We start from the raw sequence: 24,202 nt of genomic DNA, 5'->3' as shown, positions 1-24,202 counted from the left end.
TATAAAAAATTAAAGCCTGTCTCACGACAAGCCCTAATCAAACTTTGTTAACCTTAAATCTAATACTATTATGAAAAAACCACATTGCAAATATACAACTTGTAATCCTCTTCTGTCAAGGGTTTTCCGTCTAATATATGTTAAGTGGTAGCCGTCCTGCGTCTAAAAAGTGTTATTCTATATAAAACTTCATTGATTGCAATCAAAATATGCTAAAATTAACACTTTGTTGATGATATATGCCTATAAATTGAGACGTCTCTTTAGTAGTTTATATCCGGATAAACTTGCCCGCAGACAAACGTCATTCTTTAATCGTACCTGATAATTTTCTTTGCCAAACAGTTCCACTCGCAGTATCTGTTCCATATTTACAATACATGAACGATGAATGCGCACAAATATATCCGAAGGTAAGTGAGCTTCAAAATATTTCATCGTTTGTTCCTTAACATACTGTCCGGAGGGAGTAAAAAGAGTTACATAATCTCCGCTGGACTGTATATACAGCAATTCATCCAAGTGGATAATATGTATGCGGGAACCGTCTTTTACAGAAATACGGTCTAGCATAGATTCTTCATCAGATGTTGCAGCCGATGCTTCATTTATAAGGTATTCCGGTTCATCCGGCTCTGTTGATTCCGTTAAATCCTGTTCTTCGAGATTATAGATACGATACCACATCAATAGGATAATCCAGGCTGATATTCCAAAAGTGAGCCGAAGCGGAAGGGTTGCCGAAAAGTCCGCCAGAGTTTCCCTACGTATCCAAACTTCTATTTCCCAAGCTCCAGCCAGACTGATTGCCTGAGCCAGGCTTCCCAGCAATACACGTATCTGAAACGCATGAATCGCTTCTACAATGTATCCGTATAGATAGCCTGCTATTGCTAACAGTCCTACGGAGACTAATCCATCTATGCCAGCCATCCACCATTCCAGACCTCCGTAGCAATATAATAACAGGGAATAAAGTATCCATGCCGTTATAGTTACAAAGATTCCGGCTATCCGGTCAATGACTGATCCAAAAAACGGATGTGTTTGCATACATTCAGCTTTTAAATTCGATACCACCAAAAGTAATCCTTCCCCGAACGACCAGTGCGTGTTCCTGATCTATATTGGCGGAGGATTGATAGCGTTTATCATCGCATCCGCCAATAACGGCACTCACTTGCGATTGTAAATTCCATTCCGCAGGCATATAGATTTCAATACCGCCAAAAGTACACTCTACATCAATGAATGTTTGTGCGGCTTCCAGTTTGGTGCGTCTCAAATCCAATACAGTGCCTCCGCATGTATTCCGGATATCTGCTCCTTTAAAAACCGGGTCTAATACGATCTGTTGAATAGAGCCGAAGGTGTTGTTGGATACAACGAAGCCGTCATTACTGGAATAGTCTGTGTTTGAATACATATTTTGCCCTTTTCTCCAATCTCCGCGACCATGCATGTGGTGAAAATGTTTCCGACGGAAAGCTTCATTATATCTTCTCTTCGGTTTGATTAATTGGAATACACCGATAAATATAAATATTAAAGGCCAATAAACATGAAGCCAATGGCTGTCTAGCAAACCAATTTCGGGTAACAGGAATACAGCTCCTACGGCAAAAGTAATTGCTCCGCCCCAGAAATGTCTGCCGAAAAGATTGTAAATACCGATGTACATAACAAGCACTTGCCAGGAAATAAGTATGGAAAATAATTCTTGCGTAACTATTCCCATATTTTTAAGGAACCAGACAATGCCGACAAAGATAAACGGGATTGCCCAAAATACATTTCTTTTATTCATAATCTGCTATATTTTAAATTCGTTTGGTGCAAATGTAGGGCAAGAGATAAGATACATCAAGAGAAAAACGTTCTATTACAGCGAAATCCCGATAAAATACGGAATAAACCCGATAAACACCGAAAGAAAACGAAGCCTGTTTGAGAAAATAAGAGATCAAAACAGGTAGTTTGTGAACAATTCTGATCAAAAGAACTTATATAAAACAATTAAAGCCTGTCTCACGACAAGCCCTAACCAAACTTTGTTAACCTTAAATCTAATACTATTATGAAAAAACCACGGTACAAATGTACAGGTTCTTCTGTTTTTGTCAATAGATATAATGCTAAATAGTGTTTTATAACATATAATAAAAACTAATCCGGGCTTTCCTTGAATATTGACAGACAGTGTTCCTAGTATTCTATTTACTTGTCTTCCCCGTTAACCAGGCAACTTTCTGAACGGATTTATGCGGCTGACCAATGATTTCAGCATACAAATCGGGCCGGCGGGCATTTCGATAACGAAAACCTCCGGCCTGTGTTAATTTCTCCGGAATTAATGTCGCTATCACATATTCATTTCCCAGTTTCCTGCATTCGGCCAATATATCTCCGAACGGATCCAGTATCATGGAACAACCGTTCTTTATTTCATTGTAGTCTTTTCCTATCGGATTGGAGAATACTACGTATACAGCATTGTCGTACGCACGCGCGGGAAGCCATTTCATTAACCAGGCACGGCCTTTCAAACCGTTAAACTCTTGTCGGAGTGTTGTCGGGTCATTCTCCCGGTTTTCCCATAATGCCGGATCTACCAATCCTGCTCCCGGACGTGGGGAAGGAGTACACATTGTTACGTGCGGCATGAATATTATATCTGCACCCAAGAGGGCTGTTGCCCGGACATTTTCTATGATATTATTGTCATAACAGATTAAAATACCGCATTTCCATCCTTTAATATCGAATATGACATATTGGTCTCCCGGTAAAATGTTCGGGTTGATGAAAGGATGAAGTTTTCTGTATTTGGCTTTCAATCCATTTTCGTCTACACAGATTTGTGCTTTATATATGTGGTCGGAACTGTCCTTTTCAAAGAAACCGGCTAATAGAGTTATATTGAATTCTCTTGCAATTGAAATTAATGCCTGTGTACTTTGACCGGAAGGTATAGGTTCCGCTATAGCTAATAGTTCTTCTTTTGATAAATCTTTGGCAAATGTATATCCGCAGACGGAACATTCGTGGAAAGCAATGACTTCCGCACCGTCGGCAGCGGCATTACGGCATATATCACGGATTATTGAAAGATTATATTGTTTGTCGTTATCACGAGGCTCAAATTGAACGGTAGCTATTTTTAGTGGTTTCATGTTTTACTCTTTGTTTGTGGTGGTATTTTATTTGAAAAGTAAAAGGGTTGCGTTATGACACTGGATGTGTTCATTCGCAACCCCTTCTATCATCTTCCGAAATGTATTCCGGATTATTTATCAGTCTTTCAACTTAGCGCAGATGAACTCACGGTTCAAACGGGCGATATTGCTGACAGAGATGTTCTTCGGACATTCCATTTCGCATGCGCGAGTGTTGGTACAGTTACCGAATCCCAGTTCGTCCATCTTGGCAACCATTGCTTTTGCACGGCGGGCTGCTTCTATCTTACCTTGAGGAAGCAATGCCAATTGGCTAACCTTTGCAGAAACGAACAGCATAGCCGAGCCGTTCTTACAAGCGGCAGCACAAGCACCACAACCGATACATGCAGCAGCATCCATCGCCATTTCGGCATCCGCTTTAGGAATAGCGATTGCATTTGCATCAGGTACACCACCTGTGTTTACGGAAACGAAACCACCTGCTTGGATAATTTTATCGTAAGCATAACGGTCTACCATCAAGTCGCGGATTACCGGGAAACCGGCTGAACGCCACGGTTCGATAGTAATTGTTTCGCCATCATTGAAACGACGCATATAAAGCTGGCAAGTAGTTGCACCGGTTGCCGGTCCGTGCGGATGTCCGTTTACATATAATGAACACATACCGCAGATACCTTCACGACAGTCGTGATCGAAAACTACAGGATCTTTACCTTCGTTAATCAATTGTTCGTTCAGGATATCCAGCATTTCCAAGAAAGATGTTCCCTGGTTAATGTTTTTAAGCTGGTAAGTTTCGAACTGTCCTTTTTCTTTCGGACCTTTCTGACGCCAGACTTTAAGTGTGATATTTATATCTTTATCCATGATTCTAATATTTTTTAGTAATTAGTAGTAGGTAGTCAGTAGTTAGCAGTGGGAGATAGTCGAAATTATTCTACTAACTACCGGCTACTAACTTCTAACTACTGTATTTACTTCTTGTAGTTACGTGTCTGTGGTACTACGAATTCATAATTCAGATCTTCTTTCAGCATAACAGGGTCTTTATCTTCACCCTGATATTCCCAACAAGATACGTACATGAACTTATCATCATGACGAAGAGCTTCGCCTTCTTCAGTCTGATGTTCTGTACGGAAGTGTCCACCACAAGATTCAGCACGATCCAAAGCATCGTGAGCCATCAAAGTACCGATCTCGATAAAGTCTGCCAGACGCAATGCCTTTTCCAGTTCTACGTTCAGATCTTCTGCCTGTCCCGGGATATGTACATTTGTCCAGAATTCCTTTTTCAGGTCTTTCAGTTTCTGAATAGCTTCTTTCAAACCTTCTGCATCGCGTGCCATACCGATGTATTCCCACATGATATGACCCAGTTTCTTATGGATAGAATCTACTGATTCTTTCCCCTTGATACTCATCAATTTCTTGATGCGGTCGTTGATACCCTTTTCAGCTTCTGCAAACTCAGGCAGGTCGGTGCTGAAACGCGGAACCTGGATCTGGTCGGACAGATAGTTCTGGATCGTATAAGGTAACACGAAGTAACCGTCGGCCAAACCTTGCATCAAAGCAGATGCACCCAGACGGTTAGCACCGTGGTCTGAGAAGTTAGCCTCACCGATAGCGAACAGACCCGGAATAGAAGTCTGCAATTCATAGTCTACCCACAAACCACCCATTGAATAGTGAAGTGCAGGATAGATCATCATTGGAGTTTCGTATGGATCATCATTGGTAATTTCTTCGTACATATCGAACAAGTTACCATATTTTTGTTTTACTACTTCTTTACCTAAACGGTTGATAGCATCGGAGAAATCCAGGAATACGGCAAGCCCTGTGTTATTAACACCGAAGCCGGCGTCGCAACGTTCTTTAGCGGCACGTGAGGCCACGTCACGAGGAACCAGGTTACCGAATGCCGGATAGCGGCGTTCCAGATAGTAGTCACGGTCTTCTTCCGGAATGTCTTTTCCTTTCTTTGTTCCGGCCTGCAATGCTTTTGCATCTTCCAGCTTTTTCGGAACCCAGATACGGCCGTCATTACGCAAAGATTCGGACATCAAAGTCAGTTTAGACTGGTAATCACCGTGTACAGGAACACAAGTCGGGTGGATCTGAACCATACAAGGGTTAGCAAAGTAAGCACCTTTCTTGTAGCACTGCCATGCGGCAGAACCGTTGGAAGCCATTGCATTGGTTGACAGGAAGAATGTATTTACATAACCGCCTGTTGCAACAACTACGGCGTGAGCCGAGAAACGTTCGATCTTTCCTGTAATCAAATTACGGGCAATGATACCGCGAGCACGTCCGTCTACCTTAACAACATCCAGCATTTCGTGGCGAGTATACATTTTTACTTTACCCAAACCGATCATACGGCTTAAAGCAGAATAAGCGCCCAATAACAACTGCTGTCCGGTCTGACCGCGGGCATAGAACGTACGGGATACCTGAGCGCCACCGAATGAACGGTTATCCAGCAGACCTCCGTATTCACGAGCGAAAGGTACACCTTGAGCTACGCACTGGTCGATAATATTATTAGAAACTTCGGCTAAACGATATACGTTAGCTTCACGGGCACGATAGTCACCGCCTTTGATTGTATCGTAGAACAGACGGTAAACAGAGTCACCATCATTCTGATAGTTCTTTGCAGCATTGATACCACCCTGTGCAGCGATCGAGTGCGCACGACGGGGAGAGTCCTGAATACAAAAGTTCAATACATTGAATCCCATTTCTGCCAAAGAGGCAGCAGCAGAAGCACCGGCCAGACCGGTACCGACTACAATCACGTCCAGACGACGTTTGTTTGCGGGATTCACCAGTTTCTGATGATCTTTATAATTTTTCCACTTCTCAGCCAATGGGCCCTGAGGGATTTTAGAATCTATTTGAGTCATAATGATTTATTTTCAATATTGTTACACCTTAAATTAATGTCCTGCACAAGCAGCTACGCAATCGCCTCCCACACCGTTCAGGAAGAAGATAATCGTAATGATTGCAAACAGACCACAGATAACAGTTGCTACGATCTTAGAGATACAGATCCAACGGTTCATCCAAATCGTGTTGTTCCAACCGATAGTCTGGATAGCGCTCCAGAAACCGTGTGTCAGGTGAAACCACAAAGCTACGTACCATACTATATACAGAACTGTCCATAAGGCAGCCAGCGAGCTTGTATGGAAATAATAGTTGATGAATGCCGCACCATTCTGAGGAGACACGCTTGTTACTCCGTCGCAAAGTGTAACCATGTGATTGCCCATTAGTTCGGCGAACATCATCTTATACCAGAACTGGCTAAGGTGCAATACAATGAACAGGGCAATGATAATACCCAGCACCAGCATGTTCTGAGATGCCCATTCTACTCCTTTCGGACGAGCGTTAATTGCATAACGGTCGTTACCGCGAGCCTTACGGTTCTGCAGTGTCAGAATAAGTGCATACACAAAGTGAATCACAACGCCTGCTGCCAACACTAAAGTCGCAGCAACAGCATACCAATTAGCTCCCAACAATGAGCAAATGATGTTATAGGCTTCTCCCGAGAAAGCAGCCGCCACATTCATTGACAAGTGGAACAATAAGAACAAAACAAGAAAAAGACCTGATATGCTCATTATCAGCTTCTTCCCGATAGAGGAATTAAGTAACCACATAAGATAATAATTTAAGTTATTTAATTGTGTTTGAAAATTTCAATCTTAAACTATGTAATTATCGTGCAAAGGTATGCTAAATCCGCATATCAAGCAATAAGAATAAGGAAATATTTCTGTAATAGAAAATTTCTTCTGATACTATTAGAAACGAACCTTGATAATAAGAATGAATTTTTTTAGTTATGTTTGCAATGACATAATTCAAAAGAGAAATGAAAACACTTGTACATACTGATAAAGAACAGATAGAGTATATAATTCAAAAATGTGATGTTTGCTATGTGGGATTGGCGGACACAGATGGTACTCCTTACGTGTTACCGATGAATTTTGGCTATCGGGATGGCGTTGTTTATCTGCACTCGGCTCAAGAGGGACGCAGTATTTCTATTTTGGAACGTAATCCGAAAGTTTGTATAACATTCAGTACGGATCATGCTTTGGCTTTTCAGCATCCGGAGGTAGCTTGCAGTTACCGTATGCGTTCCAAAAGTGTTATCTGCTGGGGAAAAGTAACCTATGAGGAAGATTTTGATAAGAAAGTGGAAGCGCTGGATATTATTATGAAACAGTATTCCGATAAGACTTTCAAGTATAGCGATCCGGCAGTTATAAACGTAAAAATCTGGAAAGTAAAAGTGGATGAAATGACTTGCAAGGAATTTGGTGCACCCCATAAAAAATAAACGATTCGTTTATTTAGCTATTTTTGTAAAATCAACTAAAATAAATAATGATGAAAAAAAATCTTTTACTCCTTTTTATGATGCTATTGGCTTTCACTGCGTGTGAAGGACCTGCCGGCCCTCCGGGACAGAATGGAACGGGAATGACCTGGTTTGTGAAAACATATACAATACGTGAAAATGATTGGAAATTGTATTCTGACCCCGATGGACGTAATTCTTTTTATAAATGTGAAGTAAGGGTGAACGATCTTTCCAATGATATTTATTTAGACGGAAACGTATTTGCTTATTGGATACAAAATCCGGGCAGGAATGATGAGGTGCAAACGCCGTTGCCTTATACTATTCCTTTGGAAAATACATATGACGAGAGATGGTCGGAGATTATAAATTTTGATTTTATGCCCGGCTCAATTACATTTTATGTAACTTACAGTGACTTTGCAACGAGTGTTGCCCCTGGTGAGGCGCAATTCAGAGTCGTGATGAACTATTAAACAGAAAAATAAATTACCTTTGTCGATTATAAAGAATAACCTGAATAATAATGGATTTGCAGGAACATCGCGAAGTGCTGGGCGAAACGATAGATAAACTGTCGGATGAGGCATCGTATACACAATTGTTCCATGCTTATCGGGATGAAGAGGCATTACCTTCCGGGGAAGTATTGAAGGAAATTATAGACCTGTGTCGTGCCATCTTGTTCCCTGGTTATTATGGAAATGCGCGGATTAGCAAACAGACTATCCGCTTTCATACAGGGGTAAATGTTCAGACGCTCCATTCTTTATTATCCCGGCAGATTTACGCAGGACTTTGTTTCGCAGATACTTCTTGTACAGTATGCTCTGAAGAAAAAGTTTTGGCAATTGCGGAAATACGTTCTGAGGAGTTTATTGCTAAACTCCCTGAAATACGATCTGTATTGGCTACGGATGCGGAAGCGACCTTTAATGGCGATCCGGCGGCACAGAATCCCGGAGAAGTGATTTTCTGTTATCCCGGATTCCGCGCGATAAGCAATCATCGTATAGCACATCAGTTATATAAATTGAAAGTTCCTTATATCCCGAGAATGATTGCGGAAATGGCACATTCCGAAACAGGGATTGATATCCACCCCGGAGCACAAATAGGCCATCATTTTTCTATTGATCATGGAACAGGCACGGTTATAGGTGAAACCAGTGTAATAGGAAATTATGTCCGTATATTTCAGGGGGTCAGTCTGGCCGGTGAAAAGTTGCCGCCGGATGAGAATGGAAATGCCATCCGCGGTATCGCGCGGCATCCGATTCTGGAAGATCACGTTACAATTTATTCAAATGCTACTCTGATAGGTAAAATACGTATAGGCAAAGGGGCTACTATTTGTGGTAACGTTTGGCTTACGGAAGATATTCCGGCAGGAGCTACTGTAAAGCAAGGTTCAATTGACAAGGGACAATTGATAATTGTTGAACAATGAGAAAAACATAAAAACAAATTTAAATAAATTACTAATTAAGCGATTGGATATGTTGTACATGGTAAATACTGATTGTCAATGATCCATTGCTAACTTCCAACTGAAATGAACGAGACATTTGAAATGGTGGCCAAGACTCTTTATGGGTTAGAAGATATTTTGGCCGGTGAATTATTAGCTTTAGGTGCCAACGATTTGCAAATAGGCCGCCGTATGGTTTCTTTTACAGGTGATAAAGAACTCCTTTACAGAGCAAACTTCTGTTGTCGTACCGCTCTTCGCATCTTGAAACCTATCTATCACTTCAAAGCTAAAGATGCAGACACTGTATATAAGGAGGTAAAGACGGTAGAATGGGAAAAATTCTTGTCATTGGATAAAACCTTTGCGATAGATTCCGTTATTTACTCGGAAGATTTTAATCATTCTAAGTTTGTCGCTTATCGTACGAAGGACGCTATTGTCGATTATTTTATGGAGAAGATGCAGAAACGTCCGTCTGTCCGCGTCAACAATCCGGACTTATATATTAATATACATATATCACATAATGATTGTACTTTATCAATCGACAGTTCCGGCGAGAGTCTTCATAAACGGGGATACCGTGTAGACCAGACGGAAGCGCCCTTGAATGAGGTGCTGGCTGCCGGTATGATTATGAAAACCGGCTGGAAAGGAGAGTCTAATTTTGTAGACCCGATGTGTGGTTCCGGTACATTGCTGATTGAAGCCGCTATGATTGCATTGAATATTGCGCCGGGTATTCACCGTAAAGAGTTTGCTTTTGAAAAATGGATAGATTTCGATCAGGAATTATTTGACCGTATCTATAATGATGAAAGTAAAGAACGGGAGTTTACATTTAAATGTTATGGCTCGGATATTTCACCGGCAGCTATAGAAATAGCTCAAAAGAATATACGCAGCGCGGGTCTGGTGAAATATATAGACTTGAAAGTAATGCCTTTCCAGCAATATGCGGAAGCTCCGCAACCGGGTATTATGGTAACGAATCCTCCTTATGGCGAACGTATTTCTTCTCGTGATTTATTGGGACTGTATAGCATGATAGGTGAACGGTTGAAACATGTTTTTGCCGGTTATAAAGTATGGATATTGAGCTATAAGGATGAATGTTTCGACAAGATAGGTTTACGTCCGAGTGAAAAGATGAAGTTGATGAACGGTTCTTTGGAGTGTGAATATCGTTGTTTTGAGATGTTTGACGGAAAAAACAAAGATTTCAAGAAGACTCTGAATGAACAGAGAGGCGAAGGAGAGGAACGGCGTTCTGCTGTTACGAAACGAAATGATGGCTCGAAGGTTGTAAAAAAGACGAACTTTAAGACAGCCCGTATGGATCGCCCGGAACGGCGCTTTGCGGCTGCTCATCTTGATGATGACGATGATAGCGGTTATATTTCAAATAAAAAGCTGACTAAAATGCGTTATCGTGATGACGACGACCATCGAAAGGGATTTGGGAATAAGCATATAACTAAGAAACCTTTTAAGAAAAAAGGACGGGATGACTTTAAAGATTAAGTTTATAGTATTTGTATGTCTGTTTTTTACATCAGCATCTATGTCGGTTATGGCGCAATCAAAACAATCATTGACATTGCATGATTTAATTCCGGGAGGGAAAACGTATAATCGTTTTGTCCCCCGTGATCTTAAACAGCTTCAATGGTGTGCCGACGAATACCTTTATGCGAAAGGCGATACTGTTTGGGGAGCTGTTCCCGGTAAACCGGAACGTGTTATTTTTACTCGTCAGCAGTTGAATGATGCATTGACGATGGAAAAATTACGGGTTGTCGGCCATTTGCCTTCTTTCTCTGTTCCTTACAAAGAAGAGCCGGTCCTTGCCTTTGAAAGTAAAAATCATCGTATCCACTATAATTTTAAGGAAAATAGAATTGTTGCCGATTATCAGTTGGCGGCTAAATGGGCAAATTATGATTTCTGTCCGGCAAACGGTTATCTGGCCTGTACGGAAGGAAATAATTTACGGATACTGTCACCGGATAATACGGTTACGATTGTTACATCAGAAGAAAAGGATGGTATTGTATGCGGGAAGTCCGTACATCAGAATGAATTTGGTATAAGAAAAGGTACATTCTGGTCGCCCGGAGGGGCTGCGTTGGCTTTTTACCGGATGGATGAAAGCATGGTTACGGATTATCCGTTTGTGAATATTGATACCCGCTGTGCGGTGGCTGAACCGCATAAATATCCGATGGCAGGTATGAAAAGCCATGAGGTAACAGTGGGCGTTTATAATCTGTCTACCGGAAATACGGTATGGCTTAAGACGGGGTTACCCAAAGAGAAATATCTTACTAATATAGCCTGGAGCCCGGATGAAAAAAGTATTTACATCGCTGAGTTGAACCGCGATCAGAATGATATGCGCTTAGTGCGTTACTCTGTCGTGACCGGAGAAAAGGAGGCCGAATTATTCTCCGAACAGGACGAGCGGTATGTAGAACCCCAACATCCGGTTCTTTTCTTACCGGATGATCCGGATAAGTTTATATGGCAGAGTGAGAAAGACGGATATAATCATTTGTATCTTTATAATACCTCCGGAAAAGAAATAAAGCGGTTAACTTCCGGTGAATGGGTCGTTTTGGACGTCTTAGGCTTTGATAAGAAAGGAGATAATGTCTTTATTTCGGCAACTGCTCCCTACCCGTTGAGTTCATTCAGTTATGGAACACCGATGGAAGTTTATACCTGGAAAGTGAATATTAAAACGGGTGAACGTACTTGCATAAATTGGAAAACAGGAGTACATAAAGTATTATTGAGTGCTTCCGGACAATACGCTATTGATAATTATTCTTCACCGTCCGTTCCTCGTAATATAGATATTATAAAGACAAAAGATGGCCGGCCTGTTAAAGCCTTGCTGTCTGCGAAAAATCCTTATGAAGGATATATAATGCCGGAGATCGTAACCGGTAAGATAAAGGCGGCCGATGGAGTTACCGATCTGAATTTTCGCCTGATAAAACCGGTGGGCTTGGTTGAAACGGAAAAACATCCTGCTATTATATACGTATATGGAGGGCCAAAGGCTCAGATGGTAACAGGCGACTGGATGAATGGTGCGCGTGGTTGGGATATTTATATGGCTCAGCGTGGTTACGTGGTATTTACCGTTGACGGACGTGGTTCTGCAAACAGAGGGCATGCTTTTGAGAGCGTTATACACCGTAATTTGGGTATCAATGAAATGGCCGACCAGATGAAAGGGGTGGAGTACCTTAAAAGTTTGCCTTATGTGGATAAAGGCCGCATAGGCGTACATGGTTGGAGTTACGGAGGATTTATGGCGACAAACCTTATTCTTACCCATCCGGATGTGTTTAAGGTAGCTGTAGCCGGCGGTCCTGTTATCGACTGGAGCAAATATGAAATAATGTATGGAGAGCGTTATATGGATCGTCCCCAGGATAATCCGGAAGGCTATAAGAATGCCGACTTAAAATTAAAGGCCGGCAACCTGAAAGGACATCTGTTGCTGATACATGGTGATATCGATCCTGTGGTCGTTTGGCAACACAGCCTCAGCTTCCTGAAAGCATGTGTGGATGCCGATACCTATCCCGACTATTTCGTCTATCCGCGTCATGAGCATAATGTGATCGGTAAAGACCGTCCGCATTTGCACGAGAAGATTACACGATACTTTGACGACTACCTTAAATAATAAGGCACAGCCGGCAAATACCTGACTTAAACACAAACTATTATGAAAAGACTTGGATTATTTTTATGCGTTGCATGCGCCGGTATGCAGCTTTCTGCGCAATCGATCAGCCGGTATTGGAGTTTCGACGAAGCTATTGCCGTGACAGACACAGTAAAGAACGTTAAGTTCATCCCCGGTATCAAAGGAAATGGGGCAAGGTTCGACGGTTATACAAGTGACTGGATTACTCCCGGAATCACCGAAACGCCCGGTAGTCTGTTTATCGAGGCTTGGGTGTCACCTCAGGAATACTCTTTCAATCTGTCTGCCATAGTGGATCAGGAAAGAGCGTTTGAAGAAGGTTTCTTCTTCGGAATCAATCAAGACGGCCAGCTGGTCGGCGCATTGTCGTCTGGTGGAAAATGGCAGACTTGTGTCACTAAGGAAGTATTGCCGCAATCGAAATGGGCACACGTAGCCTTCGCTTTCAATTCCTCGTCCGGCATCCGCTTGTTCCTGAACGGAATCTGTGTTGCGTCCAGAGCGGTCGAAGGCGAACTGAACTGGAATCCAACGCTTCCCCTTTTCATCGGGAAGACACAAACCAAACAAACACCCACTTACACGGAAGGCCCCAGTAGCAAGAACGTCAAGAGCTGGATGCGTTTCAGCGGCCTGATAGACGAACTCCGTATCTCTACCGAAATCCCCGATGAGAAACAGTTGGCTAAAGAAATACAGAAGGTAGGCAAGGCGGGCGAACAAGCCCTTCCGATGCCCCAAATGCCATCCGCCGACATTCCGCAAGGGCCGTTCGGTGCTTATTATACCCGTTTGCGTTATACCGATGGGTGGGAAGCCTTATGGAAAACCGGCGAATATCCCGACGTCGTTGTACGTTTTCCTGACAGCCCGGTTAAATATATCTTTTGGCGAGGAACCGGATACATCCCTGCCATTGTCAGCGAAAACAATATCTGGATGACCGACCAAAGTCTTGAAGACTACGGTTGGGGACAATGTTTCGAAGCGATGGGCGACAAACAATGCCGTTATTCGCACGTCCGTATCATCGAATCGACACCCGCCCGCTGTGTTATCCACTGGCGGTATGCGTTGGCTGGAATCCATAACCAGATCATGCACGAAGATGAAACGGGATGGGGCGACTGGACGGATGAATACTGGACTGTCTATCCGGATGGTGTCGGTATCCGCCAGCAAATATTGCACTCCGATTATTTCGATACGGACGTTTACCAGTTTCAGGAAACCATCCTGTTTAACCAGCCAGGCACCAAACCGCAGGACAATCTCGAAATGGAGGCTATCCTGTTTGCCGATATGGATGGTAAAACAGCATCTTACTCGTGGGAGCATGGCGCACCGAACGACTTCACCGAACCGCGCCATCAGCCCATCCAGTTAATCAATATCAAAGCGAAATACCGGCCTTTCTCGATCTTCCAGCCGGAACGGTTTACCAAACCGTTCAAATTCGGTTGGGTAGAGGGATATTCCACCTTCCCTTGCTGGAATCATTGGCCGGTTTCACAGATCAAGAGCGACGGGCGCAACGCGACCAGCCCGGATAAACCGTCCCATACTTCCCTGACAGAGATCAGCGGCAAAGACCAGTTGGTCGAACGGGGAGAAAATAATACGGTCATGGCCCGGCAGATGATAGGCATGACAACAGCCCCGATTTCATCGTTGCTTCCCCTGGCCCGTTCCTGGAATTATCCTCCGGTGATCCGTGTCTCAGGCAGCGGATTCGATTATCAGGGATATAATGTGTACCAACGTGCTTACCGGATCACCCGTAACAAGGCCGGTGGAAATGCTGCATCGCTGGACCTGACCGTCGAAGCCAGCGAAGCTTCCCCTGTGCAAAATCTGGCATTGGAAATCAAGGATTGGGATAATCCGGATGCTCCGGCGGTTTCAATAAACGGCAAAGCGTTGGTAAAAGGGAAAGACTTCCAATACGGATACCTTCCGGAACTGACCGGCGACAAGCTGATTCTCTGGATTCCGTTAGTTAGTACACAACAGGTTCATATACATCTCCAATGAGTAGGAAGCAAACGGTATTATTTTGTACCTTTGCTGCGATATTAACATAGCAATAAAAGTACTCCTATGAATATTTTGTTACTAGGCTCCGGCGGCCGCGAACATGCAATAGCCTGGAAGATTGCCCAAAGTCCGAAAGTAAATAACCTGTATATTGCGCCCGGCAATGCGGGAACGGCGCTGGTGGGAAACAATATAAACATAAAGGCCGATGATTTTGCCGCTGTTAAAGACTTTGTACTGGCAAACCATATAAATATGGTAGTAGTCGGTCCGGAAGACCCGCTGGTAAAAGGGGTGTATGATTTCTTTAAGAAGGATGCGGCGCTGGCGGCTGTTCCTGTTATCGGACCAAGCAAAGAAGGCGCTCAGTTGGAAGGAAGCAAGGATTTTGCGAAAGCCTTTATGATACGGCATAATATTCCAACCGCACGTTATAAAAGTATTTTCGCGGCGAATCTGGAAGAAGGCTATGCCTTTTTGGAATCGCTGCAAGCTCCTTATGTATTGAAAGCGGACGGATTGGCTGCCGGAAAAGGAGTTTTGATTATTGATAGTCTGGAAGAGGCTAAGGCCGAATTAGGCAATATGCTGGAAGGAATGTTCGGAGACGCCAGCAAGACCGTCGTTATTGAAGAATTCCTGGATGGAATAGAATGCTCCGTGTTTGTGATGACCGACGGGAAAGATTATAAAGTCTTACCTGTTGCCAAAGACTACAAACGTATAGGAGAGGGAAATACCGGCTTAAATACAGGCGGTATGGGAGCTGTTTCTCCGGTCCCGTTTGCCGATGATGTTTTTATGGCGAAAGTGGAAGAACGCATAATTCGCCCTACTATTGAAGGGTTGAAGGCGGAACATATAGATTATAAAGGTTTTGTCTTTTTAGGCCTGATTAATGTGAAGGGAGAGCCGATGGTTATCGAATATAATTGTCGCATGGGTGATCCGGAAACCGAAGTGGTTATGCTCCGTATTCAAAGTGATTTGGTCGATTTGTTGGAAGGAGTTGCTAATGGCGACTTGGCCGGCCGTACCTTAGTACACGATCCACGCGCTGCTGTTACTGTTATGCTGGTTAGCGGCGGCTATCCCGAAGCGTATGAAAAAGGGAAGGTGATTAGTGGACTGGATAAAGTTTCTTCCGAAAATATTATTTTCCACGCCGGCACAGTAGCCGCCGACGGCAAAATCCTGACGAGCGGAGGGCGTGTGATTGCTGTAAGCTCGTATGGAACAGATAAGGAAGAGGCTCTGGCAAAATCCTTTGCCGGTGCGAACCGTATTGATTTTGATAAGAAATATTTCCGGAAGGATATAGGATTTGATTTATAATCAGGTCCGGTTGCATTAATTGAAAGAAATGGCAGACCTGCAATATCGAAAATATCAGATAGACACTCCCATAGTATACATATATGTATTTGCGGCATGTATGCTATGTTGGGTGTTTAGTTATATCAATTCGATTGGGTATCCGGTATATGGCGAAGTGATGGCACCGCCTTTATGGAATGCCATTTGCCAAATTCTTCCCGGCAAAGTATTTACTTATATTATCGGTCTGTTATTAATGGTTGGAGGGGCTTTTTTATTGCATCGGGCGAACTACGCGTTAATGCTGATCCGCGAAAAGACTCTGCTCCCTTTTCTCTTTTTTATACTGCTTATCAGTACGAATCCGAATTTCTTTCCGCTTAAATCTACTTCATTAGGCGTCTTCTGCCTCATATTTGCCGTATACCAGTTGTTTACTTCATATCATGAACCCCTGTCTATGGGCAATGCGTACAATGCGGCTCTTTTAATAGGATTGGGAAGCCTGCTGTGGGTGGATATATTGTGGTTCTTGCCGCTGTTCTGGTTAGGAATGTATAGTTTCAGGTCATTGAACATCCGGACTTTTATTGCTTCACTGCTGGGCGTATGTACTATCTATTGGTTTGTGCTGGGCTGGTGTGTCTGGCAAAAAGATTTTACGTTGTTCATCGTTCCCTTTACTTCTCTGTTCAAAATACATTTCGTGCTGATAAGGGATGCCGACTTTCTGGATTGGATAGGGCTTTTGTACACGGCATTGCTTTTAATAATCGCTTCTGTCAATATCATAATGCATGAGTATGAAGATAATTTACGTACGCGTCAGTTCTTGTCTTTTGTCATAGTAATGGCGGTATGGTCTTTCGTGTTATTCTTTTTGTATGAACAGTCTTCCGAAGAATATCTGGAAATGGCCTGTGTCCCCGCTTCTATATTAATGGCCCATTTCTTTACCGTAATGCGTAACAAATACGTTGTTTGGTTGTTTCATTTTACAGTACTCTTTTTTATTGCCCTTTTATTTATACGCTTATGGAAATTTTTATAGAGTATGGATATATAGGAGTGTTTATAGCCTCTTTTCTGGCGGCTACGATACTTCCGTTTAGCAGTGAAGTGGTTTTAACGGGAGTTTTACTGGCCGGTGCCGCCTATTGGCCTTGTATGGTTGCCGCCACGCTTGGAAACTTCCTGGGAGGGATGAGCTGCTATTGGCTGGGCATGTTGGGAAAAGTAGAATGGATAGAAAAATATCTCAAATTAGACGCCGTAAAACTCCAGAAAGTTCAGGACTGGATAAAAGGGAAAGGTTCCTGGATGGGATTCTTCGTGTTTCTTCCCGGTATTGGCGATTTTATAGCCGTTGCTTTAGGTTTCCTGCGTGCTAATATATGGATTGTAGCTATCTCTATGTTTTTAGGAAAAGCCATTCGTTACTGGGTATGGATGGAGTTTGTATATAAAGTACAAGGTTTGTTTTAGATTTTCAACGGTTTGATATAACCATTTGAAGAATAAATTTTTAGCGAATTATTTGAGAAGTAATGGTAACGAGTTAGTAACCGTTCGAATTTCAGCGTTTTGCGCTGTTATGTTGTCAAATAACTCTTTCTATTTGTAAAGGTAGAATAATTATTCGGAAAATAATGCTTGTTATCGAAAAAACTACATTCCATCTTTGTGAATAGTCCATTAAAAAGGATATAATCTCGCAAATTATAGCGACCTTCGTGATTGAAACTCAATGCATCAATTACAATGGCAAAAATTACCGTTCAAAATACAGATATTAGCGTTGTCAAGTACAATGAAGAAGACTACATCAGCCTTACAGACATGGCAAGAAGCCAACTGCAAGAGCATATTATTTTCCGTTGGCTTAGCCTTAAAAGTACTATTGAATATCTTGGCGAATGGGAAATGCTGTATAACCCCGATTTTAATTGTACCGAATTCGGTACAATTAAAAATGCGGCAGGGAGCAACAATTTCGTGCTTTCGGTAAAAACGTGGATAGAACGAACCAGTGCAATCGGCATTCGTTCTAAGGCTGGTCGCTACGGTGGCACATATGCACATCGGGATATAGCATATCATTTTGGTATGTGGATTTCTCCTAAATTCCAATTACTTCTTGTTAAGGAGTATCAGCGGCTAAAGACAGAAGAACAAAGGTTGCTTGGGTGGTCAGCGAAACGTGAATTGTCGAAAATCAACTACCGCATACATACTGATGCTATAAAGCAAAATCTTATTCCGACGGAAGTCACACCGGTACAAGCAAGCATTATTTATGCCAATGAAGCTGACGTGCTGAATGTGGCGATGTTTGGTATGACAGCAAAACAATGGAGGGAAGCTAATCCCGAACTGAAAGGAAATATCCGTGATTATGCCACTATCAATGAACTTATCTGCTTGTCGAATATGGAGAATCTAAATGCTGTGTTTATCGAACAGAATATGACACAAAGAGAGCGTCTTGTTAAGCTAAACCAAATAGCTATCCATCAAATGAGTATATTGGAAAGTGGCGATAATTACAATCGTAAGTTGTTGAACTAAAGAATTATGAAAGGCAATAAGAATTACGACTATACGGATGAATTTAGCGATATAATCCATACTGAAAGATTAATAAGTGCGACAGAGTTGTCTGAACTATTCTTTTCTGCTCCCAAGTGGATAACCATTTTGATGAAGTTCCGTAATTCGATCTGTTTTCGTCAGCATAAAACACTTGTTCCGTCAGCATGAACCACTTGTTCCATCGGGATGAAACGAAAGTTTCACCGGCATGAAACAAAAGTTTCATCGGGGTGGAACAAAATGGAACTGATGTTTTTTGTTGTCGGTTGGTTTGGGGATTTGCTGTTGTCGGCCGTTATTATAATAGTGTTGCCGGCAACGTTGCTTTGCCCGAAGCCATACGCGTCCTTTACGTGGTTGTGGTTTCGGTTGGGCGAAGTGTCCGGGTGGTTACTTTTAATTACTTAATTCTAATAGCATGAAACAGTATGTATTATTATCCCTTGCCTGCCTGTCTCTCTGGGGATGCAAGGAACAGCAAGTCACAAAGGAAGCTCCGCTTAAAATGATAGAGCAGGTGGACTTCTCCCATGTAAAAATACAGGATAATTTCTGGTCGCCGCGCCTGGCTAAACACATCACGGCCACCTTGCCGGTTTGTATAGACCAGATCGAGAACCGGACAGGCCGTATCCGCAACTTCGAGAACGCGGCAAAAGGGCAGGGCGAGCATTCCGGCATCTTCTTCGATGACTCTGATGTTTATAAGGCGCTCGAAGGTATTGCCTACAGCCTTATCAACAACCCCGATCCCGAACTGGAAAAGAAAGCCGACGAATGGATAGATAAGTTTGCCGCCGCCCAGCAGCCGGACGGATATATCAATACATTCTATACGTTGACAGGGCTCGACAAGCGTTGGACGAATATGGACAAGCACGAAATGTATTGTGCCGGACACATGACCGAAGCCGGCGTTGCCTATTATAAAGCTACCGGCAAGCGCAAGCTGCTGGATGTTTGCATCCGCATGGCAGACCACATGATGACGCAGTTTGGCCCGGACAAACGTCATTGGGTGCCCGGACACGAAGAGATAGAACTTGCGCTTGTCAAGTTGTATGAAGTGACGCACGAAGAGAAATACCTCGACTTTGCCAACTGGCTGATTGAGGAACGTGGACACGGACACGGAACGAAAGGGGGCGAAGGCGATTGGAATCCTTTCTACTACCAGGATGAAATGCCTGTACGCGAAATGACGGATATTGCCGGACACGCTGTTCGCTGCATGTATCTGTATTGCGGTATGGCGGATGTGGCCGCCTTGAAAAAAGATACCGGATATATAAAGGCTTTGAACCGTCTTTGGGACGACGTCGTGCTGCGTAATATGTACGTTACCGGCGGTATCGGCTCGTCACGCCACAATGAAGGTTTTACCGAAGACTACGATTTGCCTAATCTGGATGCTTATTGCGAGACATGCGCTTCCGTCGGTATGGTATACTGGAATCAGCGTATGAACCAGTTTACGGGAGATTCAAAGTATGTGGATGTACTGGAACGTTCCATGTATAACGGTGCGTTGGCGGGTATTTCCCTTTCTGGCGACCGTTTCTTCTATGTCAATCCGTTGGAATCGAAAGGCGACCACCACCGTCAGGAATGGTATGGTTGCGCATGCTGCCCCAGCCAGATATCACGCTTCCTGCCTTCTATAGGTAACTATATTTACGGAACTTCCGATAAGGCTGTTTGGGTGAACCTGTATATTGGCAATACTACCGAGATACCGATGGGTAAAGGAAACGTTACGTTGAAGCAGGAAACCGCTTACCCGTGGGACGGACAGGTGCGGCTTACGGTTTCTGCATCTTCTCCGTTGAAGAAGGAAATACGTATGCGCATCCCCGGCTGGTGTAAGCAATATACGCTTGCGGTGAACGGTAAACAGGTTTCTCCTGCGGTGGAAAAGGGATATGCGGTGCTGGATAACGAATGGAAATCGGGCGACGTTATTACGCTGGATATGGCTATGCCGGTGGAAGTGGTGGAAGCCGACCCGCGTGTAAAAGAAGACATCGGCAAACGTGCCATTCAGCGTGGACCGCTTGTTTACTGCATGGAAGAGACGGACAATAAGAAAGATTTCGACAAACTGGCAATCTCTCCGGCAACCACCTTTACCGAAGGCTTCGATGCCAACCTGTTGAACGGAGTGGTAACCGTTAAGGCTGCCGACGGCGACAAATGTGCGTCCCTGATTCCTTATTACGCCTGGGATAACCGTACGGCCGGTAAGATGAAAGTGTGGTTGGATTATAAAGGGGAGTGAACAAAATTCCATACATTTGTTTTTAGCAGTATAAAAACAAGAGATATGGAAAACGATTTGTTGGTTTATTCGTCCGGTTTGATCGCTTCGCGGCGTTCGTCGGGCAAAGAGAGTACGGCAGACCTGTACCGTGCCGCCTGTAACCGCCTGAGGGCTTTTACGGGTGGCGGGGGTCTGCCTTTTTCATGTGTTACCCCTGTGTTTATCGAGCGTTTCGCTTCGAGCCTCCGCCATGAAGGCCTGGCTGTTAACAGTGTGAACAGTTACCTCAGTTGCTTCCGCGCCATCTACAATGCGGCGGTGCGTGAGGAGTTGTTCGTTCCGGATNGTTCAGCTTTTGAAGATAAGGCTTTTTCTCGCTTACGGCTATCTCGTCCCACGGTGTCTGAATCGTATAATAATTCTGTGCGATAGTTTCTTCCGTCAGGTTTACCGGGCTTTTTGCCGCCGAGCCTGTTGCGATGCGTGCTGCCGTACGGGCGGCTTTCAGCATTTCGTCCATGGTAACGTTTTCCACATAAGCATATCCGGTTTGGTCTCCTGCCAAAACACGTACTCCCATACCGAAATCAATATTGGAAGCGGCACGGTTTACTTCCCCGTCCTGCAAGCCTATATTATTCCGGAAAGAATGTTCAAAGAAAAGATCGGCATAATCTCCTCCCTTTTCCAATGCTGCGGTCAGCACTTTTTTCAAATCACCTTCGCTTACACCGAAATGGTTCAGTGCGAATGAGATACCGGCGGCTTTGTCTGCCGCGCTACCGGTACAACTGCTTAAAAAAGAGGGTGCAGCCAGTGAACCTAGCATAACCATACCTCCTGTCTTGATAAAATCACGTCTGTTGTATTTCATATTGTTTTTATAAGTTATTCTTATTCTCTTTGGCCCATTGCATCACATTTGCCGGAGGACGCTGTGCCAAAAGTTCTTTCTTCATGAAGTCCATATAGGGTGCAACGTGGCGGAAGAACTTTTTATATCCTTTGCACAGGTAATTTAATCCGGCTTCTCCGTTGGCGGTGTGCATAAAACGGTTCTTGGGGCATTCTCCGTTGCAGGCAAACAGGTATTCGCATTCTTTGCATTGCGCAGGCAGCTTATCGTGCTTGTCTGTTCCGAACTTTAATTGGCGTTGGCTGTACATCATTTCGGTAAGCGTCTGTGTCCGGATGTTACCCAGTTTGTATTCCGGAAATACGAAGTGGTCGCACGCGTAAACGTCTCCGTTGAACTCCATCACGCCGGCATGTCCGCAATTTCTGGCAAGGGTGCATACGCCCGGTTGTTCCCCCACCCAGTTGGCAAGCGTGGAGTCGAACAGTTGGATGTAATAGTTGCCTACGTCTTCCTTCAACCATTCGTCGAAGATGGCACATAAAAAGTCTCCCCATTTCTCCGGGTCTACCGAGAAAGAGGCTAACTCGATGTTCGCATCTTCCTGTTCCGGCGATGTTAGTTTAGTTCCGTTATTATGTTGCAGCAAACGTTCTACGATAGGGGCGAACTGGATATAATGACAGTCCATTTCCTTAAAGAAGTTGTAGAAGTCCAGCGGATAGTCTACATTATAATCGTTTACTACGGCCATGGCATTGTATTCTATTTCATGTTTTTTCAGTAGTTCAATACCTTTCATCACTTTGTAGAAAGAAGGAAGTCCTTGCCGGTTACGGCGGTATTCGTCGTGAAACTCTTGCGGGCCGTCTATTGAAACCCCTACAAGGAAATTGTTTTCTTTGAAGAAGCGGCACCAGTCGTCATTCAACAGCGTACCGTTTGTCTGGATGCTGTTGTCTATCTGACGTCCGCGGGCGTATTTACGTTGTAACTCCAATGCTTTTTTATAGAAACTGATAGGACGCATCAAGGTTTCTCCGCCATGCCAGGTGAAAAGAACTTGTTGCATGGTTTGGCATTCGAGATATTCCTGAATAAATTTTTCAAGCAATTCATCGGTCATGATGTGGTTCTTGACCTCCGGATATAATTTCCCTTTTTCCAGATAATAACAGTATTCGCATGCCAGATTGCAGACAGAGCCGACAGGCTTTAACATCACATATACAGGTTTAGCGAATGGCGATATATAGGGATTATTCATGGATACTATATTAATAATGTATGTATTGGACGCAAAGTTATGAAAAATATTGTCAGCATGAAACAAAAGTTTTGCCGGGAGTGAACAAAATTCCATACATTTGTTTTTAGCAGTATTAAAAACAAGAGAAATGGAAAACGATTTGTTGGTTTATTCGTCCGGTCTGATCGCTTTGAGGCGTTCGTCGGGCAAGGAGAGTACGGCAGACCTGTACCGTGGCCTGTAACCGCCTGAGGGCTTTTACGGGTGGCGGGGGTCTGCCTTTTTCATGTGTTACCCCCGTGTTTATCGAGCGTTTCGCTTCGAGCCTCCGCCATGAAGGCCTGGCTGTTAACAGCGTGAACAGTTACCTCAGTTGCTTCCGCGCCATCTATAATGCGGCGGTGCGTGAGGAGTTGTTTGTCCCGGAGAGGAATCCTTTCCGCTTCCTGCGCCTCCGGCGTGAGCTTACCGCCAAGCGCGCGCTTCCGCTATCGTCGTTGCAGGAGGCTTGCCGTCTGGAAATCGGCGGGTCGGAATTGTCCCGTTCGCTGGACTTCTACCTGTTCAGCTTCCTTTCCTGCGGCATGCCTTTTGTGGATATGGCGCACCTGACGCGTGAGAATATCGTGGGCAACGGAGGCTTTCAGGCAGCATGTGCCTGTTTCGGTCATCAGCCAGGCTTTGGGCCATACGTCGGAGAAGACCACGCGTATCTACCTGGACCAGTCGGTGCTGAATAAAGCGAATAACAGGATAACGAGATCGATAGCCGAATTGGTGGGGAAGACGGGATAACATACCTTATTTTGTAAATAAGGGAAAAATGTGTTGTTCCTGTAAAAAAGGGGTAAATGAACAAATTCGGTCTATTGTTGATAATCATGCTTTGCCTGACTTTAACGCCACTCAGAAGTCAGCACGTTTCCTTAAAGAGCAACCTTCTTTATTGGGCCACCACTACGCCCAATATGGGCTTCGAGTTCCGGTTGTCGGACCATGTGAGCCTGGATGCCTGGGGCGCTTACAACGCGTGGGTGTTCAACAACGGGATGTCGCTGAAACACTACCTCGCCCAGCCCGAAGTCCGTTACTGGCCCTGCCAGACGTTC

Annotated in this window: 22 protein-coding genes and 1 pseudogene; 15 read left to right on the top strand and 8 right to left on the bottom strand. The window is 43.9% G+C overall.

Translation table 11 applies throughout. The features are described from left to right. Nucleotides 1–243: 243 nt before the first annotated feature. The 6 genes from C1721_RS05380 to C1721_RS05355 all read right to left on the bottom strand — a co-directional run bounded on the left by C1721_RS05380 (nucleotide 244) and on the right by C1721_RS05355 (nucleotide 6,868). Nucleotides 244–1,053: a LytR/AlgR family response regulator transcription factor gene (locus C1721_RS05380; RefSeq protein WP_102407448.1), complete on the bottom strand. Its 810-nt coding sequence runs from the start codon at nucleotides 1,051–1,053 to the stop codon at nucleotides 244–246. 4 nt (nucleotides 1,054–1,057) lie between these two features. Further along, nucleotides 1,058–1,807: a LiaF transmembrane domain-containing protein gene (locus C1721_RS05375; protein WP_102407447.1), complete on the bottom strand. Its 750-nt coding sequence runs from the start codon at nucleotides 1,805–1,807 to the stop codon at nucleotides 1,058–1,060. Nucleotides 1,808–2,213: 406 nt separating this feature from the next. Further along, a complete protein-coding gene (locus tag C1721_RS05370) occupies nucleotides 2,214–3,173 on the bottom strand; it encodes a nitrilase family protein (protein WP_102407446.1) in 960 nt (319 codons plus the stop codon). A 120-nt stretch (nucleotides 3,174–3,293) separates the two neighbouring features. Next, the gene (locus tag C1721_RS05365) at nucleotides 3,294–4,049 is read right to left on the bottom strand and encodes a succinate dehydrogenase/fumarate reductase iron-sulfur subunit (RefSeq protein ID WP_102407445.1); all 756 of its coding nucleotides are present in this window, start codon (nucleotides 4,047–4,049) and stop codon (nucleotides 3,294–3,296) included. Between the two features lie 107 nt (nucleotides 4,050–4,156). Further along, complete coding sequence (locus tag C1721_RS05360) at nucleotides 4,157–6,100, bottom strand: fumarate reductase/succinate dehydrogenase flavoprotein subunit (protein WP_102407444.1); 1,944 nt, start codon at nucleotides 6,098–6,100, stop codon at nucleotides 4,157–4,159. Between the two features lie 33 nt (nucleotides 6,101–6,133). Then, nucleotides 6,134–6,868: a succinate dehydrogenase/fumarate reductase cytochrome b subunit gene (locus tag C1721_RS05355; protein WP_102407443.1), complete on the bottom strand. Its 735-nt coding sequence runs from the start codon at nucleotides 6,866–6,868 to the stop codon at nucleotides 6,134–6,136. A 215-nt stretch (nucleotides 6,869–7,083) separates the two neighbouring features. Between C1721_RS05355 and C1721_RS05350 the strand changes: the two genes are divergently transcribed. The 13 genes from C1721_RS05350 to C1721_RS16520 all read left to right on the top strand — a co-directional run bounded on the left by C1721_RS05350 (nucleotide 7,084) and on the right by C1721_RS16520 (nucleotide 21,420). After that, nucleotides 7,084–7,557, top strand: coding sequence for a pyridoxamine 5'-phosphate oxidase family protein (locus C1721_RS05350; protein WP_102407442.1), 474 nt, complete (start codon nucleotides 7,084–7,086; stop codon nucleotides 7,555–7,557). A gap of 47 nt (nucleotides 7,558–7,604) precedes the next feature. Beyond that, entirely contained in the window at nucleotides 7,605–8,057 is a 453-nt protein-coding gene (locus C1721_RS05345; RefSeq protein WP_102407441.1) for a hypothetical protein, read from the top strand. Between the two features lie 50 nt (nucleotides 8,058–8,107). Next, a complete protein-coding gene (locus C1721_RS05340; RefSeq protein ID WP_102407440.1) occupies nucleotides 8,108–9,031 on the top strand; it encodes a serine O-acetyltransferase in 924 nt (307 codons plus the stop codon). 105 nt (nucleotides 9,032–9,136) lie between these two features. Continuing rightward, the gene (locus C1721_RS05335; protein WP_102407439.1) at nucleotides 9,137–10,579 is read left to right on the top strand and encodes a THUMP domain-containing class I SAM-dependent RNA methyltransferase; all 1,443 of its coding nucleotides are present in this window, start codon (nucleotides 9,137–9,139) and stop codon (nucleotides 10,577–10,579) included. Continuing rightward, nucleotides 10,563–12,758 (top strand): S9 family peptidase, encoded by a 2,196-nt coding sequence (locus C1721_RS05330; protein WP_102407438.1) that lies wholly within the window; start codon nucleotides 10,563–10,565, stop codon nucleotides 12,756–12,758. Before C1721_RS05335 ends, C1721_RS05330 begins: the two co-directional genes overlap by 17 nt. 42 nt (nucleotides 12,759–12,800) lie before the next feature. Next, nucleotides 12,801–14,816, top strand: a complete 2,016-nt coding sequence (locus C1721_RS05325) for a LamG domain-containing protein (protein ID WP_102407437.1) — start codon at nucleotides 12,801–12,803, stop codon at nucleotides 14,814–14,816. A 66-nt stretch (nucleotides 14,817–14,882) separates the two neighbouring features. Then, on the top strand, nucleotides 14,883–16,154 hold the full coding sequence (gene purD / locus C1721_RS05320; protein ID WP_102407436.1) for a phosphoribosylamine--glycine ligase: 1,272 nt from the start codon (nucleotides 14,883–14,885) through the stop codon (nucleotides 16,152–16,154). A 28-nt stretch (nucleotides 16,155–16,182) separates the two neighbouring features. Further along, nucleotides 16,183–17,187, top strand: a complete 1,005-nt coding sequence (locus C1721_RS05315; protein ID WP_102407435.1) for a DUF6427 family protein — start codon at nucleotides 16,183–16,185, stop codon at nucleotides 17,185–17,187. Then, nucleotides 17,172–17,621 carry a YqaA family protein gene (locus C1721_RS05310; protein WP_102407434.1) on the top strand — a complete coding sequence of 150 codons (450 nt, stop codon included), beginning with the start codon at nucleotides 17,172–17,174 and terminating at the stop codon, nucleotides 17,619–17,621. Before C1721_RS05315 ends, C1721_RS05310 begins: the two co-directional genes overlap by 16 nt. Before the next feature lie 276 nt (nucleotides 17,622–17,897). Beyond that, complete coding sequence (locus C1721_RS05305) at nucleotides 17,898–18,704, top strand: KilA-N domain-containing protein (protein WP_102407433.1); 807 nt, start codon at nucleotides 17,898–17,900, stop codon at nucleotides 18,702–18,704. A gap of 6 nt (nucleotides 18,705–18,710) precedes the next feature. Continuing rightward, the gene (locus tag C1721_RS05300; RefSeq protein ID WP_227472044.1) at nucleotides 18,711–18,896 is read left to right on the top strand and encodes a hypothetical protein; all 186 of its coding nucleotides are present in this window, start codon (nucleotides 18,711–18,713) and stop codon (nucleotides 18,894–18,896) included. 250 nt (nucleotides 18,897–19,146) lie between these two features. Next, nucleotides 19,147–21,006, top strand: a complete 1,860-nt coding sequence (locus C1721_RS05295; RefSeq protein WP_102407432.1) for a glycoside hydrolase family 127 protein — start codon at nucleotides 19,147–19,149, stop codon at nucleotides 21,004–21,006. Between the two features lie 45 nt (nucleotides 21,007–21,051). Continuing rightward, nucleotides 21,052–21,420 (top strand): phage integrase SAM-like domain-containing protein, encoded by a 369-nt coding sequence (locus tag C1721_RS16520; protein WP_102407431.1) that lies wholly within the window; start codon nucleotides 21,052–21,054, stop codon nucleotides 21,418–21,420. On the opposite strand, the pseudogene C1721_RS05285 reads toward C1721_RS16520, so the two are convergent. Both C1721_RS05285 and C1721_RS05280 read right to left on the bottom strand, forming a co-directional pair. Beyond that, nucleotides 21,335–21,862 (bottom strand): annotated as a pseudogene (locus tag C1721_RS05285) (PmbA/TldA family metallopeptidase); the annotation flags it as partial. The gene C1721_RS16520 and the pseudogene C1721_RS05285 sit on opposite strands and share 86 nt — an antisense overlap. Before the next feature lie 7 nt (nucleotides 21,863–21,869). Beyond that, nucleotides 21,870–23,111: an anaerobic sulfatase-maturation protein gene (locus C1721_RS05280; protein ID WP_102407430.1), complete on the bottom strand. Its 1,242-nt coding sequence runs from the start codon at nucleotides 23,109–23,111 to the stop codon at nucleotides 21,870–21,872. A 215-nt stretch (nucleotides 23,112–23,326) separates the two neighbouring features. Here C1721_RS05280 and C1721_RS16105 point away from each other — a divergent pair, with 215 nt between their 5' ends. After that, a complete protein-coding gene (locus tag C1721_RS16105) occupies nucleotides 23,327–23,833 on the top strand; it encodes a site-specific integrase (protein WP_234347319.1) in 507 nt (168 codons plus the stop codon). 111 nt (nucleotides 23,834–23,944) lie between these two features. Beyond that, nucleotides 23,945–24,202 (top strand): DUF3575 domain-containing protein (locus tag C1721_RS05270; protein WP_234347318.1); only part of this gene is annotated, 258 nt, incomplete at its 3' end.

This window comes from Parabacteroides bouchesdurhonensis (assembly GCF_900186615.1).
Classification (GTDB): Bacteria; Bacteroidota; Bacteroidia; order Bacteroidales; family Tannerellaceae; genus Parabacteroides; species Parabacteroides bouchesdurhonensis.
The sequence above is the reverse complement of the archived record's forward strand: the minus strand, read 5'-3'. Positions and strand labels throughout refer to the sequence as shown.